This is a genomic window from Enterobacter sp. BIDMC 26, from assembly GCF_000534435.1.
Lineage (GTDB): Bacteria > Pseudomonadota > Gammaproteobacteria > Enterobacterales > Enterobacteriaceae > Enterobacter > Enterobacter ludwigii.
On the sequence record NZ_KI973182.1, the window covers coordinates 3,538,091 to 3,558,171 of the forward strand.

General features: G+C 57.0%; 22 protein-coding genes. 7 read left to right on the top strand and 15 right to left on the bottom strand.

The annotated features are described in order from the left end of the window. Window positions 1–10: 10 nt before the first annotated feature. Window positions 11–961, top strand: a complete 951-nt coding sequence (locus tag L462_RS06650) for a LysR family transcriptional regulator (RefSeq protein ID WP_032679092.1) — start codon at window positions 11–13, stop codon at window positions 959–961. Here L462_RS06650 and mdcH read toward each other — a convergent pair. The 8 genes from mdcH to mdcA all read right to left on the bottom strand — a co-directional run bounded on the left by mdcH (window position 950) and on the right by mdcA (window position 7,995). Continuing rightward, a complete protein-coding gene (mdcH, locus tag L462_RS06645; RefSeq protein ID WP_032679093.1) occupies window positions 950–1,846 on the bottom strand; it encodes a malonate decarboxylase subunit epsilon in 897 nt (298 codons plus the stop codon). The two genes, L462_RS06650 and mdcH, sit on opposite strands and share 12 nt — an antisense overlap. Continuing rightward, window positions 1,846–2,463, bottom strand: a complete 618-nt coding sequence (locus L462_RS06640) for a malonate decarboxylase holo-ACP synthase (RefSeq protein WP_032679094.1) — start codon at window positions 2,461–2,463, stop codon at window positions 1,846–1,848. The genes mdcH and L462_RS06640 overlap by 1 nt, the downstream gene beginning before the upstream one ends. Window positions 2,464–2,465: 2 nt before the next feature. Then, the gene (locus tag L462_RS06635) at window positions 2,466–3,425 is read right to left on the bottom strand and encodes an AEC family transporter (protein ID WP_014171919.1); all 960 of its coding nucleotides are present in this window, start codon (window positions 3,423–3,425) and stop codon (window positions 2,466–2,468) included. Window positions 3,426–3,547: 122 nt separating this feature from the next. Next, window positions 3,548–4,348 (bottom strand): biotin-independent malonate decarboxylase subunit gamma, encoded by an 801-nt coding sequence (gene mdcE, locus L462_RS06630; protein WP_032670503.1) that lies wholly within the window; start codon window positions 4,346–4,348, stop codon window positions 3,548–3,550. Further along, window positions 4,348–5,181, bottom strand: a complete 834-nt coding sequence (locus L462_RS06625) for a biotin-independent malonate decarboxylase subunit beta (RefSeq protein ID WP_014171921.1) — start codon at window positions 5,179–5,181, stop codon at window positions 4,348–4,350. Before L462_RS06625 ends, mdcE begins: the two co-directional genes overlap by 1 nt. Beyond that, entirely contained in the window at window positions 5,174–5,473 is a 300-nt protein-coding gene (mdcC, locus tag L462_RS06620; protein WP_020884595.1) for a malonate decarboxylase acyl carrier protein, read from the bottom strand. Before mdcC ends, L462_RS06625 begins: the two co-directional genes overlap by 8 nt. Window positions 5,474–5,482: 9 nt before the next feature. Then, on the bottom strand, window positions 5,483–6,340 hold the full coding sequence (locus L462_RS06615; RefSeq protein ID WP_032679095.1) for a triphosphoribosyl-dephospho-CoA synthase: 858 nt from the start codon (window positions 6,338–6,340) through the stop codon (window positions 5,483–5,485). Continuing rightward, window positions 6,340–7,995, bottom strand: coding sequence for a malonate decarboxylase subunit alpha (gene mdcA, locus L462_RS06610; RefSeq protein ID WP_014171924.1), 1,656 nt, complete (start codon window positions 7,993–7,995; stop codon window positions 6,340–6,342). The genes L462_RS06615 and mdcA overlap by 1 nt, the downstream gene beginning before the upstream one ends. Window positions 7,996–8,223: 228 nt before the next feature. On the opposite strand from mdcA, the gene L462_RS06605 reads away from it, so the two are divergent. Genes L462_RS06605 through L462_RS06595 form a run of 3 tightly spaced genes read left to right on the top strand, consistent with a single transcriptional unit; the run spans window position 8,224 to window position 10,361 of the window. Further along, window positions 8,224–9,246, top strand: coding sequence for a hydrolase (locus L462_RS06605; protein ID WP_014171925.1), 1,023 nt, complete (start codon window positions 8,224–8,226; stop codon window positions 9,244–9,246). Beyond that, window positions 9,243–9,461, top strand: coding sequence for a YheU family protein (locus tag L462_RS06600; RefSeq protein WP_003861664.1), 219 nt, complete (start codon window positions 9,243–9,245; stop codon window positions 9,459–9,461). The genes L462_RS06605 and L462_RS06600 overlap by 4 nt, the downstream gene beginning before the upstream one ends. Window positions 9,462–9,491: 30 nt before the next feature. After that, entirely contained in the window at window positions 9,492–10,361 is an 870-nt protein-coding gene (locus tag L462_RS06595) for a phosphoribulokinase (RefSeq protein WP_014171927.1), read from the top strand. Between the two features lie 66 nt (window positions 10,362–10,427). Here the strand turns inward: L462_RS06595 and L462_RS06590 are convergent, their stop codons facing one another. After that, the gene (locus tag L462_RS06590; protein WP_025202873.1) at window positions 10,428–10,832 is read right to left on the bottom strand and encodes an OsmC family protein; all 405 of its coding nucleotides are present in this window, start codon (window positions 10,830–10,832) and stop codon (window positions 10,428–10,430) included. A gap of 311 nt (window positions 10,833–11,143) precedes the next feature. Here L462_RS06590 and crp point away from each other — a divergent pair, with 311 nt between their 5' ends. Then, window positions 11,144–11,776, top strand: coding sequence for a cAMP-activated global transcriptional regulator CRP (gene crp / locus L462_RS06585; protein WP_000242758.1), 633 nt, complete (start codon window positions 11,144–11,146; stop codon window positions 11,774–11,776). Between the two features lie 63 nt (window positions 11,777–11,839). Beyond that, the gene (locus tag L462_RS06580; RefSeq protein WP_020884592.1) at window positions 11,840–13,927 is read left to right on the top strand and encodes a YccS/YhfK family putative transporter; all 2,088 of its coding nucleotides are present in this window, start codon (window positions 11,840–11,842) and stop codon (window positions 13,925–13,927) included. Here L462_RS06580 and L462_RS06575 read toward each other — a convergent pair. The 5 genes from L462_RS06575 to ppiA form a co-directional block, all read right to left on the bottom strand. Beyond that, entirely contained in the window at window positions 13,924–15,144 is a 1,221-nt protein-coding gene (locus L462_RS06575) for a bifunctional acetylornithine/succinyldiaminopimelate transaminase (RefSeq protein ID WP_172425379.1), read from the bottom strand. The genes L462_RS06580 and L462_RS06575 overlap by 4 nt on opposite strands. Window positions 15,145–15,230: 86 nt before the next feature. Next, window positions 15,231–15,794 (bottom strand): aminodeoxychorismate synthase component 2, encoded by a 564-nt coding sequence (gene pabA / locus L462_RS06570; RefSeq protein WP_032679097.1) that lies wholly within the window; start codon window positions 15,792–15,794, stop codon window positions 15,231–15,233. Window positions 15,795–15,824: 30 nt separating this feature from the next. Next, window positions 15,825–16,427 carry a putative adenosine monophosphate-protein transferase Fic gene (locus L462_RS06565; protein ID WP_025202869.1) on the bottom strand — a complete coding sequence of 201 codons (603 nt, stop codon included), beginning with the start codon at window positions 16,425–16,427 and terminating at the stop codon, window positions 15,825–15,827. Further along, window positions 16,417–16,584: a YhfG family protein gene (locus L462_RS24570; RefSeq protein WP_014171935.1), complete on the bottom strand. Its 168-nt coding sequence runs from the start codon at window positions 16,582–16,584 to the stop codon at window positions 16,417–16,419. Before L462_RS24570 ends, L462_RS06565 begins: the two co-directional genes overlap by 11 nt. Window positions 16,585–16,691: 107 nt before the next feature. Beyond that, window positions 16,692–17,264: a peptidylprolyl isomerase A gene (ppiA, locus tag L462_RS06560; protein WP_014171936.1), complete on the bottom strand. Its 573-nt coding sequence runs from the start codon at window positions 17,262–17,264 to the stop codon at window positions 16,692–16,694. Window positions 17,265–17,542: 278 nt separating this feature from the next. On the opposite strand from ppiA, the gene tsgA reads away from it, so the two are divergent. Continuing rightward, on the top strand, window positions 17,543–18,727 hold the full coding sequence (gene tsgA / locus L462_RS06555) for an MFS transporter TsgA (RefSeq protein ID WP_020884588.1): 1,185 nt from the start codon (window positions 17,543–17,545) through the stop codon (window positions 18,725–18,727). A 4-nt stretch (window positions 18,728–18,731) separates the two neighbouring features. Here the strand turns inward: tsgA and L462_RS06550 are convergent, their stop codons facing one another. Next, entirely contained in the window at window positions 18,732–20,048 is a 1,317-nt protein-coding gene (locus L462_RS06550) for a cytosine deaminase (protein ID WP_032679098.1), read from the bottom strand. Between the last annotated feature and the right edge of the window lie 33 nt (window positions 20,049–20,081).

The following is a 20,081-nucleotide window of genomic DNA, read 5'->3' on the forward strand; positions in this document are numbered from 1 at the left end:
CGGGAGGGTTATGAGTTTCGATATCACGAGCGACATTACATTTCGTAAACTCAGCATCTTCATGACCTTTATGGAGAAGGGCAATATCGCCCGTACCGCCGAAGCGCTTGGCCTGAGCGGCGTTAGCGTGCACCGCGCGCTGCATACTCTCGAAGAAAATGTGCGCTGCCCGCTCTTTACGCACAAAGGTCGCAATCTCATTGCGCTGCCTTCGGCCTGGACGCTGCTGGAATATTGTCAGGAAGTAATGCAGGTAATGGCGCGCGGGCTGGAAGAAGCGCGCAAAACGGCCGGCGTTGGCCAGGGACGACTGCGCGTCGGCACACTCTACTCGCTGACGCTGGAAACCGTGCCACGCCTGATTATGGGGATGAAACTGCGCCGTCCGGACCTGGAGATGGACCTGACGATGGGCTCTAACGAGACCCTGTTGCGTATGCTGGACGACGGTTTGCTCGACGCCATCCTCATCTCTATTTCCGAAAGCGATATCGACCGCAACAGTCTGGAAGTGCTCCCCCTGTTCCATGACGACATTTTTCTTGCCGCACCGGCCTCTGCCACGCTGAACACCAGCGGGCCTGCCGACTTACGTGATTACAAAGAGCAGAAGTTTGTCGCGCTGTCGGAAGGGTTTGCCACCTACGCCGGGTTTCAGGAGGCGTTTCATATTGCCGGTTTCGAACCGGAAATCGTCACCCGCGTAAATGACATTTTCTCGATGCTGAGTCTGGTGCAGGCGGGCGTGGGCTTTACGCTCATGCCAGGCAGAATGAAGAAAGTGTATGAGAACTCAGTACAGCTACTGAAGCTGGCCCAGCCGTATCAAATGCAGCAGTTGATTGCCATTGTGTTTGCCCGCAACCGCGAGCAAGACCCCAGCCTGCGGGCACTGGCAGCCGAAGGGCGAATGTATGCCCGCAGTATCGCCACCGACCCTGCGCAGACCCTACCGCTGTAGCCGCTTAGCCAGGTGTACCGCCACGTCAACACCACTGCGCTCCAGCGAAACTGACTCCCCTTCCCAGGCCGCCTGACGCGTCAGGCAGGTCAGTACTCCGCCAGGTGGCATTTCAATCGCCAGCCGAGCTTCACGCTCGTTGGCAGAAATCACCGCTTCCTGCCAGCGCACCGTGCGCGCCATATTCATCGCCAGATCGTCCGCGATTTTCTCAGGCGTCCAGAGCACGCGTCCTGTACTGCCGCTCAGGTAAGCACAGCGCGGGGGTGTGAGCGTGACGGATGTGAACGCCTCCACCAGCTTGTGCGCCGGCTCCGCCAGCAGTTCGCAATGGGAAGGCACGCTGACGGTCAGCCGATGCGCCTTATTAGCCCCTTTTGCCAGCGCGCGTTTCGCCACCTGCGCCATCCCCTCATCGGTGCCGGCGATCACAATCTGTGTTTCCGCGTTCAAATTGGCGATATACGTTCCGGTGCCTTCCAGCAACGCTTCAACCTGAGGCAGGGTCAGCCCCATTATCGCGGTCAGGCCATAACCGTGCGGATAGGCTTGCTCCATGAGATCGCCACGCAGCGCGACCAGCTTCAACGCGTCGGCAAATTCCAGCGCTCCGGCAATGACCGCGGCCGGATACGCGCCAATAGACAGACCGCTGACGATATCCGGTGCCACGCCGCGTTGTTCAAGCTCACGCGCCCAGGCAACACCGGCAATTAACAACGAAAGCTGAACGGCTCGCGTGTGGGTTAACGCTGCCGCGGTATCCAGCGTATCGACTTCGCCACCCAATACCTCGCGGGCCTGCTCCAGCGTTGTGCCAGGCAGGTTTTGCAGCATACCGACATGCTGGGTGCCCTGCCCTGGAAAGGTAAACAGTATTTTCATCACTCCTCCCTGTGCCACGGGTCCGCCACCAGGCGCGGCCCACGGCGGGTCTTCAGCAACGTTTTGCCGTCGCGCAGCCACTCCGTCAGCGCAAAGCCGCCTTCAGGGGTGTCGACCTGGGTGTCTGCCCGACATAACGCGCGGCTGAGCTGTGACGCCCAGACACGCAAAGCGTCAGCCGTCAGAGGCTGAGGGGCTCGCACCAGCAGATCGAGATCGCTGTCGGCATGAATGACCGGGATACCGGTCGCCAGGGCGTAGCCCGTGCTGCCCGTAATTCCCCACGTCCACGGCCATGCCTGCTGAGAAAGTTGCAACGCCACCTGCACCGGTGGCTGAGTCACAAACGGTGAACGCAGAAGATCGGCGGTCACGCTCAACGCCTCGGGTGAGACCACCCGCACGACGTTGTCTGGCTTCACCCAACCGGCCGCCCGCTGGTCGCGGCGTAAACCGCGTACGCCAACGGGAATACGGCCAGCGTTATCAACATCACGCCGCACGACCACCGGCAAACCGGTATGCCATACCGCATCCACCCAGTCGTCAGTGATGCCTTCCAGCGCGTCACGCGCGTTAAGCCAGATGAGGTCGTGAGGGCGTAATGTTGTGGTCATGATTACATTCCTGAAGTCAGCGAGATAAACAGCGGCAGCGACAGGATACACAGTACCGAGCTTAACAGCAGCACCGCTTCCGCATCCGGAGACTGCACGCCAAAGCGGTTACCGAACACCACGCCGAAGAAACCGGCTGAGAGCGCAATCATCAGAATAGCGGTGATCGCCACGGAGCCGTGCAGACCGAAGATCAGAACGATACCCCAGGCAATCGCAGGCTGGATCAGCAGCTTGGCTACGGTTGAGGTAATCACCATGGTGTTGATCTGCAGCTTACGCGCAGAGAGGATCACCCCGGTCAGGAACAGCGCGGCAGCCGTTGCAGAAAGGCCCAGTGGCTTAATGGCGGCCAGAACAAGTTCAGGCATTTTGATGCCGATAGCAGACAAAATCACACCCAGCAGGGGACCCATCACAATCGGTTTTTTAATCGAGCGCCACATCAGCACCGGCAGCATCGAGAGCGTTGAACCGGAGTTATTGCCTTCGGCACGCGCTTTTTCACGTTCCAGAATCAGCAGGCAGAACGGCGTCATCAGTACCGAACCACAGGCGATAGAGACCGCCACGGACAGTGAGGTTGAAGAGCTCTCACCCAGCACGCTGCCCAGAATCGGCAAGCCAAGCGCGGCATAGTTTGGCAGCGCAACCGTCAGCGTAAGCACGGCGGCATCCTGTGGGGATTTTTTAAAGACGCTGGTCGCGAGGAAGTAAATGGCCGCGTAGGTTATCCACATCGCCAGGGTCAGCACCAGAATCAGCGGCGACTGGGCTACGATGCCGGTCCACGGGGTTTGCACCGTGGCGCTGAACAGCGCGGCAGGCAAAGCAAAATCCATGACGAAAATATTGAGCAGGGAGACATTTTTGTTATCGACCATCTTTGCCTTACCGGCCCAGAATCCCAGCAGCATGATGACGAAAATCGGTGCAAGAGCATGAACAATTACGTAAGTCATAATTCACCTGTAGTAAAAAAGTTTAAGCACTGGCGCGATGATTATTATTTTCAGGATGCAGGTTCCCGCGCGGACGTAACGGTTACGTCCGCGGGGAGTGCATCTGGCAGGTCTCTTTTTACTTACCAGCTTGCCCGCATGCGTTCGCGTACGAGGGCAGAGCTGCGGCGATTGTCAGCACCGAGACGGTTTTTCAGGGTGTTGTCCTGACGAGCGTCATGGATGGCCTGTTGCAGCGTGGTTTTCACCTGCGTCAGATCGTTTTCAGAAGGGGCATCCGGGTTGCTGATGTCCAGCAGGTTGGAAAGCAGCCCCAGTGTGGCGTAGTTGCTGATGTCATAGGCCATTGGCGGGATCGTTGCCGCCAGTTTTTCCAGCGCATCCACGGTACGTAGCGTAATACGCGCCGCAGACTCTTTACCCATGGCATGGATCAGCACGCCTTTATCGTTAAAGGCAATCAGGCGGTTTGCCTGGTACCCGTGCGCCAGAAACGCACCGGACATCGCTTTACCAACGATAAGCCCAATCACCGGATGACCGGCCAGACGCGCGTTAGCATAGGCCGCCGCCGCGCCGGCCAACGCCTGGTGAATACCAAATGCCTCTTCACGACGGCCATAGGCCTGGCTTGGCACGTCAATCACCGCCACGATCGGGCGCTTCACGGCGCTGTTGGCATCGGCGGCAACGGTTTCGCTCACCACTTTCGCCAGCGTCCAGCCTTCCAGCAGACCGACTTCCCCTTTCGCCGCGCGCGGGAAGTGGTTGTTGGCATCCGGTACCACGGCAACAAAACGTACCGTTTCACCGTTAAGTTCACCATCGGCCGCCTGTACGGACGGGCATAACCCTTCCAGGCGTCTGGCGTTCGGCGCGAGCGTTTGCAGCCAGAGTTCGCCACGGCTTACTGAGTTAGTCATCATTTCACCTCCCGGGCAAAGAGCGCTTTAATCTGTTCGGCATCGGCCTGTTTGCGGGTGTCGAAATTCGTCAGACGGTTCAGGTAATCGTCATAGTTATCGGTGCGATGTTTCGCAGGCACGCCTTTGGCAATCGCGTCGTTCATCGCCGCTTTCACCGCATTCACGCCATCGCCAACCAGCGCATCCACCAGGCCGCTTTCATAGCGGACTTCGCCACCGGTCATGCTCCAGATAAACGGACGGTCGCGGGAGTCATACTCTTCAATCCCCGCTTCCTGCTCGATAACCTGAGGACCATTCAGACCGAGACGCGCTTCGCGGGTGACAATCAGGTAACTGCACAGTGCAGCAGCGATAGACATCCCACCGAAGCAGCCCACGGTCCCGGCCACAATCCCGACCACCGGGGTGTAACGGCGCAGGTCAACAATTGCCGCATGAATATCGGCAATGGCCGCCAGGCCAAGGTTGGCTTCCTGCAGGCGCACGCCGCCGGTTTCGAGACACAGTACCGCCTGCGTCGGGATCCCGTTGCGGTTATCTTCTGCCGCCAGCTCCAGCGCGGCCGCCATTTTGGCGCCAGACACTTCGCCCATACTGCCGCCCTGGAACGCACCTTCGATCGCCACCACTACCGCAGGCTGGCCGTTGAGGGTGCCTTTGGCGACCACCATGCCGTCATCGGCCTGAGGAACGATGCCCTGCGGCCCCAGCCACGGGGAGATAATGCCTTCAAAAGGATCCAGCAGTTCGCGATAGCTCCCGTCGTCCAGCAATGCCTGCGCACGCTGGCGAGCTTTTAATTCAATAAAACTCCGATCATCACGCATGGCTCACCCCTTCAAAAACCTGTTCGATACGAATGCGTGCCACCCCCGGCGTCGCGCCAAAGTCGTGGATCGTCAGTTTTCCTGCAGGCAGGCTGCTGACGGTGTGCAGGCGGTTGAACAACGCCTCCCAGCGACCGCGGCTGTTGTCGACGGACGTGGTGATATCAATGGTTAACGTCTGGCCCGGTTCGGCGGCAAACAACACCTCCATATCCCCGGAACCAACAACCCCTGCGAGCGCTTTGCCGCTTAACGCGCGGCTCGCTGGCATGGTTAATGTGATTTTTTCCATAACATCCTCTTAATGCTTTGAATAAGGCGTTTCGATGCGATCGAGAAACAGCGTGGCGGCAAGCAGGTCGGCTGCTCCGCCCGGTGAGGCATTGAGTGCCAGCATGTGGCGGTCTAACCTCGCCAGCGCCATCTGGCCTGCGGATGTCGCGCATCCTCCGGCACTCAGCACCGCACGCGCACCGTTCTGCATGGCCTCCAGCCCCGCCATCCCGGCGCGCGACAGCACGCAGGTGTCGGTAAGCGACGTCATGATGGCCATCAGCGCATCGAGCCTTGCGTACGTTTCGCTGCTGCCGTTAAGACGGCTCAGACGAAGCCGCGGCAGAGCACGCTGCATCACGTGTGGAAATGCCTGCTGAGCCTCTTCACGTGCGCCCGGAACCCGGTAGCGGCGCGTGGCGCGTAGCCCTTTGCTGAACACTTTCGGCGCCACGTCATCGGGCAGTTTCGCCAGCTGTGCCGCGGTATTCGCTACCGCCTGCGCGCTGGCATCGCCACCGAGCATCGCCACGGCACTGACCAGCAGCCCCAGCGCCCAAATCGCGCCGCGGTGGGTATTTACACCGTCGGTAGCCGCCATCATCTGCTGCTCACCTTCACGGCCGAGCCGCCCTATGGTTTGCCTGAGCGCAATATCCGCCGGACGCTGCCAGCTGTGTTGCGCCAGCGCCTGAAACGTGGGGGTCAGGCTGCGCGCGGAACGCTCCATCAACGCGAGCGACAGATCGTGGTGCGCGCCGTTCCCCCGACTGTCCACCAGACCGGGTTTCGGGCTTAACTGTGCTTCGTCAATCAGACACTGCGTGGCGGTTCGCGCCAGCCATTCGGCACCGCCTTCAACCTGAATCTGGGGCAGAAGTTTCATTACCAGCTCCGGAATTTCGCAGGTGGGTTGTAAAGACCGCCAGACCATTCAACCAGGTCTGACACGCTGCCTGCTGCCAGCAGAGAACGGGTGGCATCGGTGCGGCGAATCCCCATATCTTCCGGGTAAACCACTTTGCCGCTCTGGCGCAACTGCGCCACACGTTTGGCATCGACGCCCAGACCGATATCGGTGATCCCCGCGACGGCCGCAACCATCGCCCGGCGCTCTTCCAGACTTTCTGCGCGATAGAGGTAAGCAATCCCCTCTTCCGTAAGCACATGTGTAACGTCGTCGCCGTAGATCATGACCGGAGCCAGAGGCATCCCGGACGCTTTCGCAACGTCAACAGCATCGAGTTTTTCCACAAAGGTCGGTTTCACGCCTGCCTGGAAGGTTTCCACCATCTGGACGACGAGTTTTTTACCGCGCTGCATCGGATCAGGTTCGGTGATCATGTTCAGCCAGGCCGGGGTGGCATGACGACGACCATGCGGGTCATGGCCCATGTTTGGCGCACCGCCGAAACCAGAGAGACGACCACGGGTCACGGTTGAGGAGTTGGCATACCCGTCAACCTGCAGGGTTGACCCGATGAACATATCAACGGCGTACTGGCCTGCCAGCTGACAGAAAGCGCGGTTGGAACGCATAGAGCCGTCGGCACCGGTAAAGAAGATATCCGGACGTGCACGAATGTACTCTTCCATCCCCAGCTCACCGCCGAAGCAGTGCACGCTTTCCACCCAGCCGCTTTCAATCGCCGGGATCAGGGTTGGGTGCGGGTTAAGGGTCCAGTGTTTACAGATTTTGCCTTTCAGGCCGAGCTGTTCACCGTAGGTCGGCAGCAGCAGTTCAATCGCCGCGGTATTGAAACCAATCCCGTGGTTCAGGGATTGCACCTGATGTTCCGCATAAATGCCCTTAATGGCCATCATCGCCATCAGGATATGTTCCTGTTTGATGAGACGCGGGTCGCGGGTAAACAGCGGTTCGATAAAGAACGGTTTGTCGGCCACCACCACGAAGTCAATCCAGGAGCCGGGAATATCAACGCGCGGCAGGTCGCATTCGTCGTCCACCAGCTCATTCACCTGTGCGATGACAATGCCGTCATGGAATGCAGCCGCTTCCACCAGCGCGGGGGTATCTTCGGTGCTTGCGCCGGTATAAAGATTACCTTTTCGGTCCGCTTTAAAGCCGGCAATCAGCGCCACGTTTGGCGAGAGATCCACGTACAGACGTGAATAGAGTTCTATGTAGGTATGGATAGCGCCAATTTCGAGCTGACCATCTTCCAGCAGCTGCGAGATGCGCAGGCTCTGGGTACCGGAGAAGGAGAAGTCCAGCTTGCGGGCGATACCTTTCTCAAAGATATCCAGATGCTCGCTACGGCCCACGCTTGGCATAATCATGTGCAGGTCATGCACGATTTGCGGGTTCACTTCAGCCAGCGAGCGTGAAAGGAAATCGGCCTGCTTCTGGTTATTACCTTCCAGAACGACTTTGTCGCCAGGCGCGATCAGTTTTTCCAGCATGGCGACAAGATCGCCGGTTGGCAGTACCTTGCCCTGCACCGGTACGGAGGCCAGACGACGCGCTTTCTCGGTGCGTCGTGTGTTCCATTGCCGGGTGGGTGTTTGCCCAGATAACATTATTAACCTCCTGATTCAGCACATCATTCTGATTTGCTTAACGTTGAGTAAAGTGTGCGCCGTGGCGAGGAAGTCATCAATTAAGCGCAGGGCGGAATCATTAGCCTGAGAGTAATAATCAAGGTAAATATTTGTGATCGAGATCAGTTCATGTTTCGGAAAACCAGGCTAAACGGGGTACAATTCGGAAAGAACAGAAAATAACTGACAAGAATTAGCATCGCCGTTATGAGCCAAATCATTCCATCAGACTTCGACATCATCGCCGAAGACAGCACCGAGTTCGTGCCCATGCGCGGCGTAGCCAATTGCCATCTGCAGACCATGCTGCCGCGACTCATCCGCCGTAAGGTTCAGTTCACGCCGCACTGGCAACGGCTGGACTTACCGGACGGTGACTTTCTGGACCTGGCATGGAGCGAAGAGCCAGAACAGGCGCGCCACAAGCCGCGTCTGGTGGTTTTTCACGGTCTGGAAGGCAGTCTGCACAGTCCCTATGCACACGGGCTCATCCAGGCAGCCAAAGCGCGGGGCTGGCTCGGCGTGGTGATGCACTTTCGCGGCTGTAGCGGCGAACCGAATCGCCAGAAGCGCATCTATCACTCGGGTGAAACCGAAGACGGCACCTGGTTTTTACACTGGTTACGGGAAAACTTTGGTACCGTCCCGACGGCAGCCGTGGGCTACTCGCTGGGTGGCAATATGCTGGCGTGCCTGCTGGCAAAAGAGGGCGACACCGTGCCGCTGGATGCGGCCGTCATTGTCTCCGCGCCCTTTATGCTGGAGCAGTGCAGCTACCATATGGAGAAAGGCTTTTCCCGGGTCTATCAGCGTTACCTGCTCAACCTGCTGAAAGCCAACGCGGCGCGCAAGCTGAAAGCCTATCCGGATACGCTGCCGGTGAGCCTGCGTCAGTTGAAAAAGGTCCGTCGCATCCGCGAATTCGACGATCTGATCACCGCCAAAATTCACGGTTTTGCCGATGCGATTGACTACTATCGTCAGTGCAGTGCCATGCCGCTGCTCAGCAAGATCACGCAACCGACGCTTATCATTCATGCCAAAGATGACCCGTTTATGGATCATCACTCTATCCCCGCGCAGGAATTTCTGCCTGCCAACGTTCACTATCAGCTGACAGAGCATGGTGGTCACGTGGGGTTCATCGGTGGAACGTTGCGTCGCCCGAAAATGTGGCTGGAGTCGCGTATTCCTGACTGGCTTACCCCTTATCTGGACGGTGCAAAATGATTATTCCATGGCAGGACCTCTCCCCCGAAACGCTCGATAATCTGATTGAAAGCTTTGTCTTGCGCGAAGGTACCGATTATGGTGAACATGAACGTTCGCTTGAGCAAAAGGTCAACGATGTGAAGCGCCAGCTCAAAAGCGGCGACGTGGTGCTGGTATGGTCTGAACTGCATGAGACGGTCAATATCATGCCCCGCAACGCGTTTCATGGCTGATCTTTAAACCTTTCCAGTCAGGGAGTTGCTATGTCTGCCAGACATCCGGTTATTGCCGTTACGGGTTCGAGTGGTGCGGGAACCACCACGACCAGCCTCGCTTTTCGTAAGATTTTCGCCCAACTGAATCTCCGTGCGGCGGAGGTCGAAGGCGATAGCTTTCACCGCTACACGCGCCCGGAGATGGATATGGCTATCCGCAAGGCGCGCGATCTGGGTAAACACATCAGCTACTTCGGCCCGGAGGCCAATGACTTCGGCCTGCTGGAGCAAACCTTTCAGGAGTACGGCCAGAGCGGCAAGGGGCAGTCACGCAAATATCTGCACACCTACGATGAAGCCGTTCCCTGGAACCAGGTGCCAGGGACCTTTACCCCCTGGCAACCGCTGCCGGAACCGACCGACGTCCTGTTTTACGAAGGGTTGCACGGTGGCGTGGTGACGCCGCAGCATGACGTGGCGCGTCACGTGGATCTGCTGGTTGGCGTGGTGCCCATCGTGAATCTTGAATGGATCCAGAAGCTGACACGTGACATCAGCGAGCGCGGCCATTCACGCGAGGCGGTGATGGATTCCGTCGTGCGCTCCATGGAAGACTACATTACTTATCTGACGCCGCAGTTCTCCCGCACGCATATCAACTTCCAGCGCGTACCGACAGTCGATACCTCTAACCCGTTCGCGGCCAAAAGTATCCCGTCGCTGGATGAGAGCTTTGTGGTTATCCATTTCCGCAATCTCGACGGCATTGATTACCCCTGGCTGCTGGCGATGCTGCAGGGCTCGTTTATTTCGCACATGAATACGTTAGTGGTTCCGGGCGGAAAAATGGGGCTGGCAATGGAATTAATTATGATGCCGCTGGTGCAGCGGTTGATAGAAGGGAAGAAAATCGCCTGATGATTTCCCTCTCCGCGTGGGAGAGGGCTTCGGTGAGGGCATCGGGGTGAACGATGCCCCCCAATATCAGGCGTCGATCACTTCATACGAATGCGTAATTTTTACCGCTTTCTCGAGCATTAAGGCGACCGAGCAGTATTTCTCCGCTGAAAGATCGACCGCGCGTGAGACCGCCGCGTCTTTCAGTTCTTTCCCGCTGACGATGAAATGCAGGTTAATGTGGGTAAACAGGCGTGGTGCCTCTTCGCGGCGTTCTGAGGTGAGTTTTACTTCGCAGTCGGTCACATCGTGACGGCCTTTTTGCAGGATCGACACCACATCAATTGCGCTGCATCCACCTGCTGCCATCAGCACCATTTCCATTGGGCTTGGTGCTTTATCGCCGGAGTTACCATCCATCAAAATCTGGTGTCCTGAAGCGGACTCGCCCAGGAACGTTAAACCTTCAACCCATTTCACACGCGCTTGCATATTCACTCACTCCAACGTTGCATTTTTGGTGATAGATTACGCGTGCGTTACATTTCTCGCAATGGAAGGCGACCTGCGTCATGCTGAAGCGAGACACCAGGAGACACGCGGCGAAAGCTATGCTAAAACACTCAGGATGCTACAGTAATACATTGACGTTACACATGTATGCAGAGGACATCAAACTTTACTGGCTGCGAAACGTTACGATAGCCGACTTCCCAGGGTATGGGTAAGAATTCGATTGCAACCCCAGAGTCCGGATGCATCTTATGACTCTGGTGACAGCTTATAACAGAGGATAACAGCGCATGGTGCTTGGCAAACCGCAAACAGACCCGACTCTCGAATGGTTCTTGTCTCATTGCCACATTCATAAGTACCCATCGAAGAGCACGCTGATTCACCAGGGTGAAAAAGCGGAAACGTTGTATTACATCGTCAAAGGCTCGGTGGCAGTGCTGATCAAAGATGAAGAAGGGAAAGAGATGATCCTTTCTTATCTGAACCAGGGCGATTTCATCGGTGAACTGGGCCTGTTTGAAGAAGGCCAGGAACGTAGCGCCTGGGTTCGTGCAAAGACAGCATGTGAAGTGGCTGAAATTTCCTACAAGAAATTCCGTCAGTTGATTCAGGTTAACCCTGACATCCTGATGCGTCTTTCTTCGCAGATGGCGCGCCGTCTGCAGGTGACATCTGAGAAAGTGGGTAACCTCGCCTTCCTGGACGTGACCGGCCGTATCGCTCAGACCCTGCTGAATCTGGCGAAACAACCCGATGCGATGACTCACCCTGATGGCATGCAAATTAAAATTACCCGTCAGGAAATCGGTCAGATTGTCGGTTGCTCCCGTGAAACAGTGGGCCGTATTCTGAAAATGCTGGAAGATCAGAACCTGATCTCCGCACACGGTAAAACCATCGTGGTTTACGGAACGCGTTAATTCCGCTCAAACGGCGTGCCATCGCAAGCGCAAGGTGTCACGCCGTTTTTGTCTCTATTCCCCATGTGGCGCAGGCTGATTTATCACCCGGAAGTTAACTACGCACTGCGACAAACGCTGGTGTTGTGCCTTCCTGTGGCCGTAGGCCTGATTCTGGGCCATCTTCAGCAAGGTCTGCTCTTCTCTCTCGTTCCCGCCTGCTGCAACATTGCCGGTCTGGATACGCCGCATAAGCGCTTTTTCAAACGGCTGATCGTGGGCGGCTCGCTGTTTGCGGGCTGTAGCCTCGCCGTGCAGCTTTTGCTGGCCCGCGATATCCCGCTGCCGCTGATCCTCACCGTCCTGGCGATGACCCTGGGCGTAACCGCTGAAATCAGCTCACTGCACGCGCGTTTGCTTCCCGCGTCGCTGATTGCCGCCATCTTCACGCTGAGCCTTGCGGGCAACATGCCGGTGTGGGAGCCGCTGCTGATCTACGCCCTCGGTACGCTGTGGTACGGGCTGTTTAACTGGTTTTGGTTCTGGCTGTGGCGGGAACAGCCGCTGCGGGAATCCCTGAGCCTGCTCTACGTGCAGCTGGCGGATTACTGTGAAGCCAAATACACCTTGCTCACCCAGCATACCGATCCAGAAAAATCACTGCCGCCGCTGCTGACGCGTCAGCAAAAGGTGGTGGACCTGATAAGCCAGTGTTATCAGCAGCTGCATATGCTCGCCGCCAATAAGAACCACGAATATAAACGGCTGCTGCGCGTCTTCCAGGTGGGGCTGGACTTACAGGAGCATATCTCCGTGAGCCTGCACCAGCCGCAGGAGGTGCAAAAACTGGTCGAGCGCAGCCATGCCGAAGCGGTGATCCGCTGGAACGCACAAACCGTCTCCGCGCGCCTTCGGGTGCTGGCTGACGACATTCTGTATCACCGCTACCCCACGCGCTTTAACATGGACAAACAGCTCGGCGCGCTGGAGAAGATTGCCCGTCAGCATGAAGACAACCCGGTGGGCCAGTTTGCCGCCTGGCACTTCAGCCGTATCGCCCGCGTGTTACGAACCCAGCGTCCGCTTTATCCGCGCGACCTGATGGCCGACAAACAAAAACGCCTGCCGCTGCTGCCGGCGCTCAGAAGCTACCTCTCCCTTAAATCATCTGCCCTGCGCAACGCCGCGCGAATTAGCGTGATGCTGAGCATTGCCAGCCTGATGGGCATGGCGCTGCATCTGCCCAAACCGTACTGGATTTTAATGACCATCCTGTTTGTCACCCAGAACGGCTATGGCGCGACGCGGGTGCGCATTCTGCACCGGGCAGGCGGAACGATGGCGGGGCTGATCATTGCGGGCGTTACGCTGCACTTTCACGTGCCGGAAGGCTATACGCTGGCAGGGATGCTGGTGATCACGATGGTGAGCTACCTGATCATCCGCAAAAACTACGGCTGGGCGATGGTGGGCTTTACGGTAACGGCGGTGTATACCCTTCAGTTGCTCACGCTCAACGGCGAGCAGTTTATTATCGCCAGGCTGGTCGATACCCTGATTGGCTGCCTGATTGCCTTTGGCGGCATGGTCTGGCTGTGGCCTCAGTGGCAAAGCGGGCTGCTCAGACAGAACGCCCACGATGCGCTGGAGGCCGACCAGCAGGCCATTCGCCTGATCCTGAGTGACGACCCGCAGCCCTCCCCGCTGGCGTATCAGCGGATGAAGGTCAACCAGGCGCATAACGCCCTGTTTAACTCGCTGAATCAGGCAATGCAGGAGCCCGGCTTTAACTCGCACTATCTGGCGGACATGAAGCTCTGGGTGACGCACAGCCAGTTTATCGTTGAGCACATCAACGCCATGACCACGCTGGCGCGGGAACATACGATGCTGACGCCCGATCTGGCGCAGCGCTACCTGCAGTCGTGTGAGATTGCCCTGCAGCGGTGTCAGCAGCGACTCGAGTATGACGCGCCTGGCGAGTCAGGGGATTCGAACATTCTGGAGGCGCCAGAGACGCTCACCCACGGGCCAATGAGTACCCTGGAGCAGCATCTGCAGCGCGTTCTCGGGCATCTGAACACCATGCACACCATTTCGTCGGTAGCATGGCGTCAGCGCCCTCACCACGGGATATGGTTAACCCGTCGCTTAACGCGAACGGAGTCTTAAGCGTTTACGATCTTAGCGACCGCCGCGGCAAAACGGTTTAATCCGTCTTCAATGTCCTGATTTTCGACCACCAGCGACGGCGCAAAGCGCATCACGTCCGGCCCGGCATTGAGCACCATCACCCCTTCATGGGCGGCGGCGTGCAGGAAATCGCGCGCGCGGCCTTTGTACTGTGGCTTCAGCTCCGCGCCGATCAGTAACCCCATCCCGCGGATCTCGCTGAAGACGTCATACTGGTCATCAACCTGCTGCAAATGCTTCACGAAAAGCTCACGCTTCGCGTTGACGCCGCTCAGAACCTCAGGGGTATTGATAATGTCGAACGCGGCACCCGCGACGGCACTCGCCAGCGGGTTGCCGCCGTATGTGGAGCCGTGGGAACCCACGTGGAACGCGGAGGCAATCTCCTGCGTCGTTAATACCGCACTGACCGGGAAGCCGCCGCCGAGCGCTTTGGCGCTGGTCAGAATATCCGGCGTCACGCCGTAATGCATGTAGGCAAACAGGGAGCCGGTACGGCCCATCCCGCACTGCACTTCATCAAATACCAGCAGCGCCTGATGCTCATCGCACAGGTCGCGCAGCCCTTTCAGGAACTCAGGCGTGGCAGCCGTTACGCCGCCCTCTCCCTGGATCGGCTCCACCACCACCGCACAGGTGTGGTCATCCATTACCGCTTTTACCGCATGCAGATCGTTAAACGGCACATGGATAATATCGGCCGGTTTTGGTCCAAAACCGTCGGAATACTTTGGCTGTCCACCGACGGAAACGGTAAACAGCGAGCGACCGTGGAAGGCGTTGTGGAAAGCAATGATTTTGGTTTTGTACGGGCTGTGGCGCGTGGAGGCATAGTAGCGCGCCAGTTTGAAGGCGGTTTCGTTCGCTTCGGTACCGGAGTTCATAAACAGCACGCGTTCGGCGAAAGTCGCGCTGATTAACTTGCGGCCCAGACGCAGCGCCGGTTCGTTGGTAAAGACGTTGCTGGTATGCCACAGGGTTTCCCCCTGGGTTTTCAGCGCCTCCACCAGCACAGGATGGCAATGACCCAGCGCCGTCACCGCAATCCCACCGGCGAAATCAACATACTCTTTCCCCTGCTGATCCCAGACTCGGCTGCCTTTCCCTTTTACCGGGATAAACTCAGCCGGTGCATAAATCGGCAGAATGACTTCATCGAATGTCGCGCGGGTAATTGCAGATTGTTCAGTTGCCATGTCGTGTCCATCCATTTTATGTCACAGTGATTGTGAAAATATAATCACAAAATATGCATAAAAAATCACAGCAAGGCAACCACTATTCAACGATTGAGGAAATTTGCCAGCAGCTGGTGTCCCTGCTCGCTGAGGATACTCTCCGGGTGGAATTGCACCCCTTCGAGGTCCCATTCACGATGTCGGATCCCCATGATCTCCCGGGTATCGCTCCAGGCGGTAATCTCAAAGCATTCCGGCAGCGTTGACGGGTCAATGACCAGCGAATGGTAGCGCGTCACGGTAAGCGGATTATTAAGCCCCATAAACACGCCCGTGCCGGTATGGGTCACCGGCGCGGTTTTGCCATGCATCACTTTGGCGGCGCGCACAATGGTGGCACCAAACACCTGCCCAATGGCCTGGTGGCCCAGGCAGACGCCAAGAATGGGCAGCTTACCGGCGTAATGATGAATGACATCCAGCGAAATGCCCGATTCCGACGGCGTGCAGGGCCCCGGCGAGATAACGATTTTCTGCGGGGCAAGCGCGTCGATTTCGGCCAGGCTGATGTCGTCGTTGCGGCGGACCACCACCTCTGCACCCAGTTCACAAAAATACTGGTAAAGGTTCCAGGTGAAGGAATCGTAGTTATCAATCAGCAGAATCATGGCGGCTCCAGAAAAACGTGCCGCCCTATTCTACTCAGTTTCCCGCGCTTCGCTCACTACTTTGGCAAAGATGGCGTTTAGGGCCGTTAAATCGCCCATTGCGCCGCTCTGGTTGGCCGCCGCCCATTTGCCCGGGTCGATATCTTTCCAGCTCAGCTGATAGCCTGCATGGATGGCGAGCTGTTCGAAGAAGATCCGCTGAGCGATACCGTTGCCAATCCGGAAGGGATGGAGCACGTTGATCTCACAGTAGTAGTGACTCAGGCGGGCCACAAACTCCTCTTTCTGCAGACCGTTGAGATACCCCTCTTCCTCGAGATCCTGCATCAGGACATTGCCCTCTTTCTCGATGTAGGCGAAGTGGCAGAAGCGGGTGTCGCCCTGATAAATATCGATTTCGCGGATATCGCCCGCCCAGTCAAAAATATCCTGATAAAGGTGGCGGTGGATTGCACAGAGATGCGGCAACCCCGGCGCCGACGGGCCTAAGCCGAGCGTCGCCACCCGCAGCGCGGTGATCTCATAGGATGCCTTTGCAAGACGGTCAGCCTGGCGGATATTCAGACGGTTACGCATCACATTCAGACCCGGGTAGAGATACGGGTCACGATCGTCACCGATTTTATCGCTCATAGTGCCTCCTGAGTTCTTCAAGACGGCTTTGCGCATCCTGGGCGTTTAGCGTAACGAGCGGGCTATCAACCCCCTCAAGGCGGCGGCTGGCCTGGAAATTACTGTTTCGCTGCTGCTCCCAGAGACGGGATTTTTGCTTATCGGTGAGTTTTTTCACTTAACGCCTCCCTGAAGATGTCCGTGTGCCACAAGTATAAGCAGCAAAACGCGCTTTCGCAGGGAGGGGAGCGAAACACGGGCGAGAAGCGCCCGTGTCAAAGAAGGTTACGGCAGAACTTTTGCAGAGAGGATCACAACCGGTTTCGTCGGCACATTCTGGTACGGGCCAACGTCATGGGACTGCACCTGAGAAATCTTGTCAGCCACATCCATCCCTTTCACCACTTTACCGAAGACCGCGTAACCGAAGTCGCGCTGGCCGTGGTCGAGGAAGGCGTTATCCGCCACGTTGATAAAGAACTGGCTGGTGGCGCTGTCTTTATCTGCCGTACGCGCCATAGAGATGGTACCGCGGGTGTTGCGCAGGCCGTTATCCGCTTCGTTTTTAATCGGTGCGTTAGGCTGCTTTTGCTGCATTTGCTCGTTAAAACCACCGCCCTGCACCATAAAGCCCGGGATCACACGGTGGAATGTGGTGCCGTTATAGAAACCGTTATTCACGTAGTCGAGGAAGTTTTTCACAGAAACCGGAGCTTTCTGGCTATTCAGTTCCAGCTCAATATTCCCGGCGGAGGTGGTCAGCAGAACGTGAGGGTCTCCTTTGGCTGCCAGCGCAGCAGGGGAAACGGCAGAAAGAGCAAACACAGCTGCGACAGCCGCCAGCGTTGATTTGAGCATGAGAATTCCTTAACAAAGCGCAGTATAAAAAGCGAATGGCTTGATTCTAAAGAGCAGTATGAACGGAGACCAGCCTTTTACCTAATTTTACGAAATTGAAACAGTTGTAACCACGCAAACGATTGGTTATGACGCCCATTAATGTGATCTGAATCACATAAAAACCTGCAATAGTGTTCGAATTTCTCTTAAAAGATATGAATGGATCACTTTAATGTCTAAAATCTGCCCGCTCTCAGCGCCCCTCGGGCGCTTTTCTTTTCCTGAACAGGCCAGACATGACTAACAGCAATCGTATCAAGCTCACATGGATCAGCTTCTTCTCCTACGCCCTGACCGGCGCGTTGGTGATCGTCACCGGGATGGTGATGGGTAATATCGCAGACTACTTCCAGCTGCCCGTTTCCAGCATGAGTAACACCTTTACCTTCCTCAACGCCGGGATCCTGATCTCCATTTTCCTGAATGCCTGGCTGATGGAAATTGTTCCACTGAAAACGCAGCTGCGTTTTGGTTTCGTGCTGATGGTCGCCGCGGTAGCGGGTTTAATGGTGAGCCACAGCATCGCCCTGTTCTCTGCCGCCATGTTTGTGCTGGGTCTGGTGAGCGGTATTACGATGTCCATCGGTACGTTCCTGATTACCCATATGTATGAAGGTCGTCAGCGTGGCGCACGTCTGCTGTTTACCGACTCCTTCTTCAGCATGGCGGGGATGATTTTCCCGATGGTAGCGGCCGTTCTGCTGGCACGCAGCATTGAGTGGTACTGGGTTTATGCCTGTATCGGTCTGGTCTACGTGGCAATCTTTATTCTGACCTTCGGCTGTGAATTCCCGGTTCTGGGCAAAAAAGCGCAATCCACGGACGAGCCGGTCGCGAAAGAGAAATGGGGTATCGGCGTACTGTTCCTCTCCGTTGCCGCACTGTGCTACATCCTCGGTCAGCTGGGCTTTATCTCCTGGGTACCGGAATACGCCAAAGGCCTGGGCATGAGTCTGAACGACGCGGGTAAACTGGTGAGCGATTTCTGGATGTCTTACATGTTCGGCATGTGGGCGTTTAGCTTCATCCTGCGCTTCTTCGACCTGCAGCGCATTCTGACTGTGCTGGCAGGCATGGCAACCGTGCTGATGTACTTGTTCATTAACGGTTCACCGGAGCATATGCCGTGGTTCATCCTGACCCTGGGCTTCTTCTCCAGTGCGATTTACACCTCTATCATTACGCTGGGCTCTCTGCAGACCAAAGTAGCGTCACCGAAACTGGTGAACTTCGTGCTGACCTGCGGCACCATCGGCACCATGTTGACCTTCGTGGTCACCGGCCCGATCGTCGCCCACAGCGGACCGCTGGCCGCGCTGCATACCGCTAACGGTTTGTACGCGGTGGTGTTTGTGATGTGCCTGGTTCTGGGCTTTGTGACCCGCCACCGTCAGCATAATACGGCAGCGGCGTCCCACTGATCCCCTACGCCCCTTTGCGCTCAGCGAAGGGGCTGTTTTTCGTGAAGATGTGCTCTTCCGCAACGTCGTCCATTTTGATCCACGTCTGCGCAAGCTGCGTCGTAGCAATCACTCGCCCCTCCCGAATCGACCAGCGCGCCGGCACCTGGCAGCGCACCGCTTCAAACCCGCTCTCCGCAGGCAGCACGATCAGGTTAGCCAGATTTCCCGTTTCGATACCGTAATCCGTCAGGCCAAAGGTTCGGGCGCTGTTGTGGGTTATCAGGTTCAAACCGTTGTCAATTTGAGAATACCCCATCATCTGACACACATGCAGCCCCATATGCAGTACCTGCAGCATATTGCCGGTGCCAAGCGGGTACCACGGGTCGAAGACATCATCATGCCCGAAACAGACGTTGATCCCCGCCTCCAGCAGCTCCTTCACTCGGGTAATCCCGCGTCGTTTGGGATAATCGTCAAAGCGCCCCTGTAAATGGATATTCACCAGTGGATTGGCGACAAAGTTGATGCCTGACATCTTCAGCAGGCGGAAAAGCCGCGAGGTGTATGCCCCGTTATAGGAGTGCATCGCCGTGGTATGGCTGGCTGTGACCCGCGGGCCCATCCCGGATTCATAAGCCAGGGTGGCCACCGTTTCCAGAAATCGGGACTGCTCATCGTCAATTTCATCGCAGTGGATATCCAGCGGACGGTCATATTTCTTCGCCAGTTCAAAGGCAATGTGCAGCGATTGCACGCCATACTCGCGGGTGAATTCAAAATGCGGGATTGCCCCGACCACATCGGCACCCAGCTTCAACGCCTCCTCAAGGAGCGCCGCGCCGTCCGGGTAAGAAAGGATGCCTTCCTGCGGGAACGCCACGATTTGCAGCGTGATCCACGGCGCAACCTCCTGCTTCACCTCCAGCATGGCCTTCAGGGCGGTGAGCGTCGGGTCAGAGACGTCCACGTGGGTACGCACAAACTGAATACCGTTAGCTATTTGCCCTTTCAGCGTCTTCCAGGCGCGCGCTTTTACATCTTCATGGCTAAGCAGTGCCTTACGCTCCGCCCAGCGCTCAATGCCTTCAAACAGCGTACCGGACTGGTTCCAGCTCGGCTCGCCTGCCGTCTGGGTGGTATCAAGGTGGATATGCGGTTCTATAAACGGGGGGATGGCAAGGCCGCCACGCGCGTTTAAGATTCTTACGTTTTCGTCTTCGGTATCGCCCATCGGCGTTATGCCACCAAAACGACCCTGCTCAATGGCGATTTGCCACAGCCCTTCGCGACCCGGTAAGCGAACATTCTGAATAAGCCCAAGCGGTGTTGTAGACATGCCTTTCCCCTGAAAAACGCGGCTGAAATTTGG